The 13,205-nt window shown below is 35.6% G+C and carries 12 protein-coding genes; 11 read left to right on the top strand and 1 reads right to left on the bottom strand.

The features are described 5' to 3' along the window. The first annotated feature begins 334 nt into the window (after positions 1 to 334). The 10 genes from brnQ (at position 335) to AM592_RS08890 (ending at position 10,655) form a co-directional block, all read left to right on the top strand. Entirely contained in the window at positions 335 to 1,690 is a 1,356-nt protein-coding gene (gene brnQ / locus AM592_RS08930) for a branched-chain amino acid transport system II carrier protein (RefSeq protein ID WP_053603479.1), read from the top strand. Between the two features lie 80 nt (positions 1,691 to 1,770). Then, positions 1,771 to 2,043 (top strand): (2Fe-2S)-binding protein, encoded by a 273-nt coding sequence (locus AM592_RS08925; RefSeq protein WP_098945218.1) that lies wholly within the window; start codon positions 1,771 to 1,773, stop codon positions 2,041 to 2,043. Beyond that, the gene (locus AM592_RS08920) at positions 2,040 to 2,381 is read left to right on the top strand and encodes a (2Fe-2S)-binding protein (RefSeq protein WP_053603478.1); all 342 of its coding nucleotides are present in this window, start codon (positions 2,040 to 2,042) and stop codon (positions 2,379 to 2,381) included. The genes AM592_RS08925 and AM592_RS08920 overlap by 4 nt, the downstream gene beginning before the upstream one ends. Further along, the gene (locus AM592_RS08915) at positions 2,374 to 3,606 is read left to right on the top strand and encodes an NAD(P)/FAD-dependent oxidoreductase (RefSeq protein WP_053603477.1); all 1,233 of its coding nucleotides are present in this window, start codon (positions 2,374 to 2,376) and stop codon (positions 3,604 to 3,606) included. The genes AM592_RS08920 and AM592_RS08915 overlap by 8 nt, the downstream gene beginning before the upstream one ends. A gap of 11 nt (positions 3,607 to 3,617) precedes the next feature. Beyond that, entirely contained in the window at positions 3,618 to 4,799 is a 1,182-nt protein-coding gene (locus AM592_RS08910; RefSeq protein ID WP_053603476.1) for an NAD(P)/FAD-dependent oxidoreductase, read from the top strand. Between the two features lie 153 nt (positions 4,800 to 4,952). Further along, positions 4,953 to 5,930, top strand: a complete 978-nt coding sequence (locus AM592_RS08905) for an ornithine cyclodeaminase family protein (RefSeq protein ID WP_053603475.1) — start codon at positions 4,953 to 4,955, stop codon at positions 5,928 to 5,930. A 199-nt stretch (positions 5,931 to 6,129) separates the two neighbouring features. Next, positions 6,130 to 7,428 (top strand): MFS transporter, encoded by a 1,299-nt coding sequence (locus AM592_RS08900; RefSeq protein WP_053603474.1) that lies wholly within the window; start codon positions 6,130 to 6,132, stop codon positions 7,426 to 7,428. After that, complete coding sequence (locus AM592_RS23245) at positions 7,425 to 7,610, top strand: tyrosine-type recombinase/integrase (protein ID WP_312883777.1); 186 nt, start codon at positions 7,425 to 7,427, stop codon at positions 7,608 to 7,610. Before AM592_RS08900 ends, AM592_RS23245 begins: the two co-directional genes overlap by 4 nt. A gap of 1,446 nt (positions 7,611 to 9,056) precedes the next feature. Next, positions 9,057 to 9,839, top strand: a complete 783-nt coding sequence (locus tag AM592_RS08895; protein WP_053603473.1) for a class I SAM-dependent methyltransferase — start codon at positions 9,057 to 9,059, stop codon at positions 9,837 to 9,839. A 195-nt stretch (positions 9,840 to 10,034) separates the two neighbouring features. Beyond that, the gene (locus AM592_RS08890; protein WP_053603472.1) at positions 10,035 to 10,655 is read left to right on the top strand and encodes a YcxB family protein; all 621 of its coding nucleotides are present in this window, start codon (positions 10,035 to 10,037) and stop codon (positions 10,653 to 10,655) included. A gap of 495 nt (positions 10,656 to 11,150) precedes the next feature. Here the strand turns inward: AM592_RS08890 and AM592_RS08885 are convergent, their stop codons facing one another. Continuing rightward, positions 11,151 to 12,380: an MFS transporter gene (locus AM592_RS08885; RefSeq protein ID WP_053603471.1), complete on the bottom strand. Its 1,230-nt coding sequence runs from the start codon at positions 12,378 to 12,380 to the stop codon at positions 11,151 to 11,153. 126 nt (positions 12,381 to 12,506) lie between these two features. Here AM592_RS08885 and AM592_RS08880 point away from each other — a divergent pair, with 126 nt between their 5' ends. Further along, entirely contained in the window at positions 12,507 to 13,190 is a 684-nt protein-coding gene (locus AM592_RS08880; RefSeq protein ID WP_053603470.1) for an ArsR/SmtB family transcription factor, read from the top strand. The last annotated feature ends 15 nt before the right edge of the window (positions 13,191 to 13,205 follow it).

Here is a 13,205-nt window from a genome sequence, read left to right as displayed (position 1 = left end):
CCTGAGTATTGTTTATAAACTCATGACACTAATCTTAATCTGAGGGAATGGATCGACATCTAGGAAATTTAAAGCTCTCTTAAGAAAAAATTTAAACACTACTTAATTTATAAATATTTATTGAAGTGTTAATTAAATTGATTGGAGAGTTAAGTCTTCTTATCTCAATAACCTTACAAAAATTAACAAATGCTGTATTGCCGTAGATATAGTGTCACTAGGAAAGCATTATGGCTGACGCTAAGTTTTTTGTTTTTAAAAACGTTAATAAATTTACATTTGGGAGAACGAAGAGTATAAAGAAGGTTTCTATTAAACTATTGGGGGACTTTAAATGAAAAGTACTTTGTCGACAGGACAACTTATTGCCGTCGGGCTAATGTTATTTGCGATGTTTCTTGGGGCTGGTAACATAATATTTGCACCAATGGTAGGTCAACTTGCAGGAACGAACACGTGGATTGCGATGTCAGGGTTTTTAATCACAGGTGTCGGCCTTGTCTTATTAGCAATTATAGCATTAGCTATATCAGGAGGTACAGTAGAGAACCTTGCTGCAAGAGTACATCCAAAGTTCGGTATGATATTTTCAATAGCCTTATTTTTAACTCTAGGGCCAATATACGTAATTCCAAGAACTACGTCAGTCGTATATGAAATATCGGTATTTCCTGTAATCACTGATATGGTTCAGTCAAATAATTTATTCTTATTTCTGTTTTCTTTTCTTTTTATTCTAATGACTGTCTTACTTTCTCTTAACCCAAGCAAGTTTGTGGATAGATTAGGCAAAGTGATAACACCTGTATTTGCTACTCTTTTAATCATATTAATAGTTAAGTCATTCGTTACCCCCATGGGAAGTTTTGGTGAACCCAAAGAGCCGTATATACAAGATACATTTTTAAAAGGATTTGTTGAAGGTTATTATACAATGGATGTTCTTGCCGCGTTTATATTTGGGGGAATTTTTATTAAGTCAATTAAGAATTTAGGAGTTATAGGGAAAAAAGCAACATCCCTTGTTTTTATTAAAGCAGGAGTTATAACTGTAATTGGTTTGGCGCTTTTGCAGTTATCTTTAGCTTGGATAGGAGCATCGAGTATAGATGCCATTGGATATGCCAGCAATGGTGGAGAAGTGTTAGCAAACAGTGCAATCCATTTATTTGGATATGTCGGAATATTCTTAATAGGTACTGTTGTATTTTTAACTGGAATAACAACAAATATAGCGTGCTTATCAGCAGTAGCAGAATATTTTAATCGAATCTATCCGAATATTTCTTATAAAAAATGGGTAGTATTATTGGCTATTGTTAGTTTAATAATTACAAATTTTGGATTGGATAAAATACTAGATACGGCTTCACCAATTTTGCTTCTTTTATATCCAATAGCGATTACATTAATTATTCTTTCCTTTACCAATAATCTTTTTAAAGGTTATCAATCCGTATATGTAGGTTCAATTATTGGTAGTGGATTTGTTGCACTATTAGATGCTTTAAAAGAAGCAAATGTTTTTGTGGATTTTATTAATCAAACGTTTTCTTTCATTCCACTGTTTAGTGTCGGGGCAGGATGGATTATTACGGGACTGATTGGAACTGTTATTGGTATTATTGTAGCTACTTTGAACAAATCCGAAGAAAGAAAGCTTGATATAGGGGGGGAAGAGGTTTCATGACGTAATAATGAATAATTGCAGGGGCTATCTACTTTTCAGTTTCATTCTTCATTAATAAAGTATAAATTGAGGTGTTTCAAGTGAAAGAAGATGAAATGATCATATGCAGATGTGAAGAAGTAAGTTACGAGGAGTTGGAGACTACAGCTGCCAAGTATAAATGTTCGGCTAGGGAATTAAAGCTTCGTACTAGAGCTGGCATGGGTTATTGTGGTGGAAGAACATGTCGGACTATGGTAGATAAAATAGCTGCTATATCATCAAATGATAAAAATCGAACATGTGTGTCATTGAAATATCAGCCACCAATACGCCCGATTAGCTTTGAAAATTTAAGGAGGATAGATAAATGACGCAAAGAATCTTAGACCACCCTATACTCGGAAAAATTGAAGATAATAATTATGTTTCCTTCACATTTAATCATAAGGTCTATAAAGGGCTGGAAAATGAATCTTTGGCTGCCGCTCTTTTAGCCAATGGAATTCGCACACTTCGACACCATGAAGAGAGCGGATCACCAAGAGGTTTCTATTGTAATATTGGCCATTGTTATGAATGTAGAGTTTCGGTAGATGGTCAACAGGGTATTCGGGCATGTCTTACACCCATTAAAGAAGGAATGATTGTAGAAAGTAGTGGCCAAATACAAACATCCTATAAAGATGATGGGGGACTGGAAAATGGATAATGCTATCATTATAGGATCTGGACCTGCAGGTTTAACAGCGGCAGTTACTTGTGCAGAAAATGGAGTAGATGTTGTTGTAATTGATGAATATATGATAGCTGGTGGTAGGTTACTTGGACAGCTTTATGAAGAACCGAATGGGTCCTGGTGGAATGGGATTAAAGAATCAACTAAATTATATAAAAAAGCAGTTAATCTTGGAGTGAAGTTTCATTTAAATACAGCTGTAAATAACATTGAAAAATTAAATGGGTTATGGGTTGTTTATACAGAAAAAGAAACATTTCACACGGATAATCTGTTATTAGCAACTGGGGCAGCAGAATCTCCTGTACCTGTACCGGGTTGGACATTACCCGGAGTTATGTCTGTTGGTGCCGCTCAGGTGATGACAAATGTTCATCGAGTCAAACCCGGGGAGCGTGGAGTTATTATCGGTGTGAATGTTCTCTCAGCTGCTATTGCGATGGAATTACAACTAGCTGGCGTAGAAGTAGCTTGTCTTACTTTACCGAAAATGAACCGTATAACAAAGGATGCGGGTCAACCAAAAAAAGTACTAGATTCACTTCTTCACGTATCCCATATGGCTCCGTCACCATTCGTTCGATATGGCAGCAAGTTAATGAAGAATGACTTTATGAAAAAGTTGGGCGTTAATTTCTACCCTAAAAAAGGAGTGAAAATGTGGGGGATTCCAATTCAACTTCGAAAAGCCGTAACTGAAATTTATGGTGAAAATGAAGTCGAAAGAGTAACATTAGCAACAATTAATGCTGATGGGGAAGTAGTTTCTGGTAGTGAGGAACATATTCAAGTAGATTTTGTTTGTATTGCCGGAGGTTTATACCCATTAGCTGAATTAGCAGCAGTTGCAGGTTGTCCATTTTATTTAGTGGAGGAATTGGGAGGCTATGTTCCTTTACATAATGAACGGATGGAAACCCCTCTAGAAGGACTATATGTTGCAGGAAACATTACTGGTATTGAAGGAGCAAAGGTTGCTGCTGCACAGGGGAGAACAGCAGGTTTATCAATTGCACACCGTTCTGGAATGAAAAGATTAGATATAAATATTAAAGATTCTATTGAAATGACTGAACAGACTAGGAATAATGCACATATACAATTTCATCCGGAAATAGAAGTAGGAAGAAAGAAAATCTTGCAGCAATGGGAAGCTTATCAATCTAATAAAAAAAGCCAGGTTGTTACTAATGTATAGGGAGGAATAACATGACTAATACATTACATTGCGATGTCCTTGTAATCGGAGGGGGAATTATTGGTTCATCGATCGCTTACTATTGCTCAAAATCCGGTTTAGATATAACGGTTCTTGAAAAGAATGAATTGGCAAGTGAAACAACCTCTAAATGCGATGGAAATATTTTAGCAGTGGATAAAGATCCAGGATTTGATAGTCAAATGGCTCTAAAAAGCCAACAATTGGTATATGAATTAAATAATGAGCTTGAAATCCCATTTGAATATAGGAACCCTGGTAGTGTTTTAGTTTGTGAAAATGATACGGAAATGGAGGCTGCACAAAAATGGGTGCAGCAACAACAAGATGCGGGGCTAGATTTTCGAATGTTGGATCGGGAAGATCTACGCAATGAATCTGATTACTTTGCAGACGACATCCTTGGTGGGCTTGAGTGCAGGACTGATTCTAGAGTAAATCCTTATATGTTAACATATTCGCTGATTCATCGTGCCAAACAATTCGGTGCGAAAATACATACGAATACGGAAGTGAAAAATCTTTATAAAAATCAAGTGAATCAATTTGTAATTGAGACAAATAATGAAACCTTTACGGCTAATAAGGTTGTCAATGCATGTGGTGTATGGGCTCCGTTTATTGGAGAGATGTTAGATATAGACATTCCAATAAAACCGCGTAAAGGTCAGGTCATTGTTGCTTCTAGACAACATCCTGTTGGATTAAGAAATGTAATGGAATTTGGCTACCTCATTTCAAAATTTGGTGGGGAGAGGAAAGTAGATCCATTCACTGAGAAATATGGCATTGCATTAGTTTTCGAGCCTACCGAAAGTCAAAACTTTTTAATTGGTAGTAGTCGTCAATTTAATGGATATGACACAAAAGTGGATCATGAAGTAATAAAATATATCGCAAAAAGAGCTGTTCGTTTTTACCCTAAAATAGCGGATATGACTGTTATAAGAACATATGCAGGATTACGACCATGGACAGCTGACCATCTTCCAATCATTTCACATGTTGAAAAGGTACCGGGGTTATATATTGCAGCAGGACATGAAGGGGATGGCATAAGCTTAGCTGCGATTACAGGTAAAGTAATCGAAGAAATGATCAATCAAAATGAAACATCGATTCCAATTGAACCACTTCGTTATGACCGGTTCAATGTTAACGTAAAGCAGTGATCCGAATGAATTGAAAAAATATTAGGAAAATTGCGAGAAAAAAATAACTGTTGTGAGGAGAGTTAATTGGTTTTCAGGGTCAACGGTATAGGCTTCTGATTTTTAAAGTGAAAAATACACGGGTATGATATCAGCAAGAAAGGATGAAATAGTATGTTAGCCTTAAATACTGATGTACAAAAAAGTTTAGTAGATATGAATGAGATCATTGAATGCGCAGCTGTCGCATTAAAGGAATTTTCAGAAGAAAGAACAGTTACGCCTATTCGTGCCGCCTTACCCTTTGATGGTGGTCAAAATACTGCATTAGTAATGCCTTCCGTGGCTGAAGAACTCGGGAGCATTGGATTAAAAGTAGTAACCGTAGTTCCAAATAACAAGAAATTAGGGAAGAAAACAATAAATGGTATTGTGATGTTATCAGACTTCAAAACAGGAGAACCACTCGCTCTTTTAGAAGGCTCTTATTTAACAATGATTAGAACAGGCGCTTTATCAGGGGTAGCAACGAAATATTTATCCCGTCAAGATTCAAAAAAATTATGTATTATCGGTACTGGTGAACAAGCAAAAGGTCTGGTTGAAGCTGTGCTAGCTGTTCGAGAGATTGAAGAGATTTTCCTTTATAACAGAACGGAACAGAAAGCACATGAATTTGCTGAATATATTAGAAAGAAATTTAATAAACGTGTCCGAGTATATTCAGACTCAAACGAAGCAGTATGTGAAGCTGATATTATTGTTACTACAACAAACTCTTCAACACCTGTTTTTTCAGAGTCATTAAAACGAGGTGTTCATGTGAATGCAGTTGGTTCATTTAGACCAACAATGCAAGAGTTACCATCTCATGTAATTTCTCAAGCTGACAAAGTAGTAGTGGAATCAAGAGAAGCAGCTTTAGAAGAGACTGGTGATTTACAAGTTCCGATAAATGAGGGCATATTTAAGCCAAGCGACATCTATGGAGAGCTTGGGAAAATCGTAAACGGAGAATATAAAGGCAGAGTCAGCGATCAAGAAATTTCCGTGTTTAAATCAGTTGGACTAGCTGTTGTGGATATTGTTGTAGCCCAATATTTTTACAAAAAAGCTATTGAAAATAAGGTAGGAACTAGTATTCTATTTTAAGTTACAGATATTTATCTATCTTGAAAAATGATTTAATATTTTAATTTCTCTCTCTTCAACGATAAATAGTACCTAGCTACATTTTATACATGACAAATTTTATTGAATGTTCCATCGTCAATAAATTATCAAGAATATTGACAGAAAATTGATAATCATCAGAAAATGTATCACTTAAATTTGAAGGGAGTAATTCAAGATGGAAAAGAAACAAATGCGGCGAGTATTAGTTGCAAGTTTAGTAGGGAGTTCGATTGAGTGGTTTGACTATTTTTTATATGGGACTATTGCTGCACTCGTGTTTAACCAGTTATTCTTCGTAAATGAGGATCCGACAATAGGACTGTTGTTGTCCTATGCATCTTTTGCGTTAGCATTCTTTATCCGCCCTTTTGGTGGGGTGATCTTTAGCCATATTGGCGACCGCATCGGGAGAAAGAAAACACTTGTTTTAACACTTAGTTTAATGGGGGTTGCAACATTTGGGATGGGGCTTCTTCCGACGTATCAAGCCGTTGGTATTTGGGCGCCGATTTTATTAATTACTCTGCGTTTGATTCAAGGTCTAGGTATTGGTGGTGAATGGGGAGGAGCGCTGTTATTAGCCGTTGAATATGCTCCCGCTGAAAAACGGGGCTTGTTCGGTGCTATTCCTCAGATGGGTGTTACAATAGGGATGTTGCTCGGAACCATTGCTTTATCAATTATGACACTGCTTCCTCAAACCGAATTCATGACTTGGGGGTGGCGTGTACCATTTATATTTAGTGCTTTGCTTGTATTTTTTGGCCTATGGATTCGTAAAGGAATTGATGAAACACCATCTTTCAAAAAAGTGCAGGAATCCGGAGAAGTTCCAAAGCTACCAATTGTAGAAACTTTTAAGAATTATTGGCGTGAGGTGATTATTGCCGTTGGAGCCAAAGTTGTAGAAACAGCCCCATTTTATATTTTTAGCACGTTTGTCGTATCATACGCTCCTTCAAACCTAGGTTTCTCACAGACAGATACATTAAATGCAGTCATAATTGCAACGGTTATAACAACGTTTTTAATACCAATCATGGGTAACTTATCTGATAAAATTGGCCGCAAAAAACTGTTCATAGGCGGAACGATTGGTATGGCTCTGTTTGCGTTCCCATACTTCTTGATGCTTCAGCAACAATCGGTACTGTTTTTAATCGTTGCAACAGTGATAGGTTTAGGGATTATTTGGGCTCCAATCACAGCTGTTCTTGGAACGATGTTCTCGGAAATTTTTGATGCAAAAATACGTTATACCGGTATTACGCTTGGATATCAAATCGGAGCAGCTCTGGCTGGAGGAACAGCGCCGTTAATTGCAACGGCTTTACTTAGTAGGTTTAATAACTCTTATGTTCCTGTCGCCATTTATATTATTTTTGCAGCTGTCCTGTCCCTAGTTGCGATTTGGGCAGTAAAGGATCGCAGAAATCAGAAATTAGACGAATCGAATAATAGCATCGAAGGTTGATAGTTCATATATCTTTATTAGACGTCTTGCACTCCCTTCGTCGCACTTTGGCAAGTATGCTACTTGAAAAAGATACACCACTCCCTGCTATATCAGAAATTCTTGGCCATGTTAATACGGAATCAACAGCTGTTTGGAGAGCTTGGGAACATCGTAAACAGAGAATATATGGGCAAAGTTAGTGATCAGGATCACCGTGTTTAAATCAGTTGGACTAGCTGTTGTGGATATTGTTGTAGCTAAATATTTTTACAAGAAAGCTATTGAAAATAAGGTAGGGACTAATATTCAATTGTAAGTAATTGTTTAAATTGTTTACTGGTTATGATTTCTATTTTCAATTTTAGGTGTCTTGTTACTACTTTCAATATAAATTTTGTAATAGTACTTTTAATGTTTTTTGGTGCAGCATTTTTTGATTTTCTTTTTTAGGCTAGAATGAATAGACTACGGACCTAATGCAAGAACTCAAGTATTATTGGGGATGTTTATGTTATTTATAACTGCAACCTAAATAGCATTTATATTTGTAATTTAGTCTTATATTTTAATGTTCCTGAATGGGCCAATTTTGTATTGACTTGTGTCAATGTCAAATTTAACCGCTTTATGGCTATTAGCTTTTCATCTGAATTCAGTTAAGAAATTTAGTTAAGATGTTTGCAAAAAGTGCAAAAATTCAAGAGTAAGAATTGATTAATGGTACTCCATCTCAGGATAATATGCCCACCGGACAACGGTGAGCTTTTTTTATTTCCTCTTAACATTCACAATATCCATAAATTTGACTAGATTTGTATCTCCTCTCCTTCACTATCCACAACATACTGCTGTTTTGTTTGTGTGTTTATGTACTCCACAAGCCCTTGAACACTTTAAAGGTGTAATCTTAAAATTAAAATGTACCTTATAGATAGACCTTTTTTTAAAGTGTCTAGTCTATAGGGTACGTTTTATCAGGATAGGCATTCTTTTTTTATCCCTTTCTCATGAAGAAAACAGCCATTTGTACAACTCCAGTGAACATATCCATGAGTATGGGGGTGTTCATCATGAAGATACGGATTATTGAAGGACCACATGTGACAAATGTATCAATGCTTGCTACAATTATATATTAAAACTCTATCAAAAAGTGATGGAGCGCCAGGTCGAAGACGAAAATCAAAATGATCCTGATAAAGATTAGATCTCGAAATTGCATGAAAACAGATGCCTACTAATTATGTATGGCTTCTTAATTTATTGTTCAGGTACTTTCTTTATCTCATCTTCATATATTGGGGCAGAAATGGGGCATGAATCGAGTAATTTTCATTTATTTTAGGTGAATTTCATGTCATTTAAGGTTAAAGAACCTTGATACAAAAGGCTTTGTTATCAGCATTTAACAAACCACGGCAAAAAGATCACCGGCCTTCTAAGTCGTTGGTCGGGAGTTCGAACCCTCCTGGGATTCAACACTTCTTTTTTTATATTGACTTACGGACCAGGATAGGAAGAGAAAACTGAATTATATAAATAATTTAATAAGTAAAAGTTATTCACTTTTATAAAAATAATCAAATTTACTTATCGTAATCTTTGGTTAAAATTGGTATAGATATATCTTTGAAGGGGGAGATTCTTTGCCAATTGATTTTCATAATGAAAAAAATCGTTTCACATACTCTAAACGGTTAGCCAATTCAACTTGGATAAATAAAATAAGAGAAATTTACGATGTTAAAGGAAAAAAAGCTCTAGATATAGGTTGTGGTGGAGGGATTTACACAAAAGCACTTTCAGAAATGGGAGCTTCTTATGTAACAGGATTAGATTTTTCCGAACAAATGCTTATATCTGCAAAGGATAATTGTAAGGATCACAATAATATAGATTTCAAAGTTGGTAATGCATTGGATACAAAACTGCCAGGCGAACAATATGATGTTGTTCTAGAAAGAGCCGTGATACACCATATAACAGATTTATCTTCATGTTTTAAAGAAACTTTCCGCCTACTTAAGAAGGGTGGTTCATGCATTATTCAAGATAGAACACCTGAAGATTGTTTGTTAAAAGGAAGTTCGACACATATAAGGGGTTATTTTTTTTCAAAATATCCTAATTTAAAAGAAAAAGAAATTTCACGAAGATATTCAAGTGAAGAAGTACATCAAGCGTTACTAAATGCAGGTTTTCAAAAGATTAAAGAATACAAGTTATGGGAAACAAGATCAATTTATAATGAAGTAGATCAATTATCCAATGATTTGTTAAGTCGTACAGGGCGTTCTATTCTTCATGAGTTAACAGATAATCAATTACAAAATCTTGTAGATTATATTAAACAACAATTAAAAACAGAGAATGGGGAACAAATTATTGAAAAAGATAGATGGACTATTTGGACAGCAAGAAAAAATTGAACAAAATAATAATTTTATAGTTCTTCAACTAACCTGTGCGATGTTTGAAGATAGCATCGCCTTTTTTCTTAATGTGCATTCAGGTTAGGAAGGAAGTATTAGCTCTTTAAAGAATAATTTTAAATCAGAATATAGGGTGTTTCATATAACTGATTGGTAAGAAGAAAATTTAAAGAAATTAAGGATGATGTTGATATGGAGCTTCATTATCAGCTAGAACCAAATGATATATGGGCTTATCGAAAAAAAGCACGCACTTCTTCTAGAAGATTAAGAAACAGGCTTCGTTTAATCTATTTACTCGTTCCAATACTTGCATTTATAATGTACACACTAGATGTATGGAGTGTTGAGGCTCCAATCTATTTAAAAATTGCCCGTGTTCTATTCCATACCTTCTTATGGTCTGTTGTTATCTTCCCTCTACTTGAACAATTCGTATATTATCTTAGGTTCAAATTATCCCTTAAAGAACCTGGGGTTTTGGATGAAAGAAAAATCTCCATGAATGAAAATGGGATTATGTTCGATCGTGGAAAAGAAACATCTTTCTATAGGTGGAATGAATTAGTTCGAGTAATTGACGACAAATCATACTATTTCTTATATGTCGAAGACTTAAAAGCGATCACTATCCCCAAAAAAACATTGAGTGCTTCTCAATCCCAACAAGAATTTCATAGTCTGCTTATTCAATATGCAAAACCTTTAATTCAGCAATATTCCAATCAAAAAAAGGATAAACTCTCTACAAAGAATAGAGTGGTTTTACTTATTATCTATTTATTGCTAGTCGTTCTTTCAAAGATGTCTTAAGATCTATGTCTTATCTATTAAAACTCTATCGCAAGTAAATGGAACGCTAGGTCGAAGACAATAAACAAAATGATCCTGATAAAGATTAGATCTCGAAATTGCATCAACAGAAGCCAACCAATTAAGTAGAGCTTCTTAATTTATTGTTCATGGACTTTCTTATCTCATCTTCTTATATTGGGGCAGATGGGGCAGAAATGGGGCAGGAATCGAGTAATATTCATTTATTTGAGGTGAATTTCTTGTCATTTAAGGTTAAAGAACGTTGATACAAAAGGCTTTGTTATCAGTATTTATCCAACCACTGCAAAAAGATCAACGGCCTTCTAAGCCGTCGGTCGGGAGTTCGAATCTCTCCTGGGATTATCACCTCTTTTTTCTCGAAAAGGATGGGTAGTACCGAATACCAATATACGAGAAGAAGCCCACCAATGAGGTAGGCTTCTTTAATTAGGAAGGATATTTATGTAACGCTAACTTCTCGCTTGAAGATTTTTATGCACGTGTTTCTGTTTTTTTCATATTTGTTTTGTACTTATTAGGTCCAAAAAAGGCAAACCCACTAGCTGCCATACATGCAATTGCACTTAAAGCAAATGCTGATCTAGGTCCCCAAATTTCAGCAATCCATCCAACTGCTGTTCCTCCTATAGGTGCAGTTCCTAAAAAGGCAACATAATACATCGCCATCACTCTTCCACTCATACCATCTCCTGCATTTAATTGAAGACACCCCGAACAAGCTGTTAAGAACAAACTACTTCCTACCCCCATTAATCCAACTGTTATGAAGGCAACTGGCAGTGTGGGGGACAATGCTACTGCAACTATAGTGATTCCGAATACAGTGGAAAGAAGAGCTACCCGTTTTACAGTAGGGTCTTTCCAACTTGCTATCAAAAGTGACCCTATGACTGATCCGATACCAAGACTAGACATAAGTAATCCATACCATTCACCACTTTGTTGAAATGTTTGGGAAGTAAATAAAGGAAGCAACACTTGAAAGTTCAAGCCAAAAGTAGCTGTAATAAACATAATAAGTAAAGTTGTCCTCAATTTAGGATGATTCCAAATATGAATCAATCCTTCCTTCACCTGACCATGTTTGCGAGTTACTACAGACTCTACTTGTAGCTGACTTTTATTTATCTTTAGTAAAGCGATAATAACTGCAATATATGAAGCTGCATTTATTAAAAAGCAAACACCTACTTCTGAAATAGAAATCAGGATTGCTCCAATTACAGGGCCAATCACTCTCCCGCTAGTGCTAATCGTATTATTTAAAGCTACTGCATTTGTTAAATGTTTTGGCCCCACTAATTCTCTTGTGAATACTTGACGACCAGGTGTATCCAATGCATTCACACATCCCAATAAGAATGCGATAATCCATATCATCCATATTTGTACACTTCCTGTAAGAGCCAGTATTCCAAGAAGGAGCGCTAAAATACTTGATGAAATCTGAGTAAACATTAAAAGGGTATGCTTGTTCCATCTATCCACCAAAACACCACCATAAACACTTAGAAATAGCAAAGGTGTAAATTGAATAGCAGTTGTAATTCCAAGCATTAGACCAGAACCACCTAACTGAACCACTAGCCAGTTTTCAGCGACAAGTTGTATCCATAATCCTGATGTAGAAATGATTTGTGCAAAAAAATATAACCTATAATTACGGATGCTTAAGGAACGAAATGTCCTTTTCAATTTCACTTGGTATCGCACTCCTTCTATATTGAATTCATACAAAAAATAACAGCCACTCTTATTTTTAGTTATAATTATAGAATATAATGACTTAGACGACGATCGAAGTATGAAATATTTAGAGGTGATAGAGTGAGTGTAGAGCCAAGTGTTTCTGTTGTTGCAGCTTTGATAGCTGATAAATCCAGAGCTTCAATCTTAGAATCCTTAATGAACGGAAAATCCTTTACTGCTAGTGAGTTAGCCACTCAGACAAAGATCACAATTCAAACCGCAAGTTCTCATTTAGCAAAATTAGTTGAAGGAAATTTATTGGCAGTAGAAAAACATGGTCGTTATCGCTATTACCGATTGGCAAGTGTTGAAGTAGCTGAGATGATTGAAATGTTATCCTCTTTTGCACCAACACCCAAAGTTCAATCTTTAAAAGAGAGCAGAACTAAGGATTCCATTCATTATGCTCGCACTTGTTATGACCATTTGGCAGGTACTCTAGGTGTAAATTGGACACAATATCTACTTGATAACAGTTTTATTATCGAAAAGGAAAGAGACTATGTTTTAACTCAGACAGGTACTGCTTTTTTTCAGAGTTTAGGGATAAATATTGACCAACTTCAAAAGAAGAAAAGAGCGTTTGCTCGAAAATGCCTTGATTGGAGTGAACGTCGTTATCATCTAGCAGGTGCTTTAGGGGCTGCTGCAACTGACCATTTTATAGAGAATAAATGGGTAGAAAGAAATCATGAAAATCGGTCTCTTTTGTTAACAGAAAAGGGGAAGGAAAATTTTAAAAAATTAAATGTGAAAATGTAACGATCCTAAGATAAA

It is taken from the genome of Bacillus gobiensis (genome assembly GCF_001278705.1).
Taxonomy (GTDB): Bacteria; Bacillota; Bacilli; order Bacillales; family Bacillaceae; genus Bacillus; species Bacillus gobiensis.
Note: the sequence above shows the minus strand (reverse complement) of the source record. Positions and strands in the feature narration are given on the sequence as shown.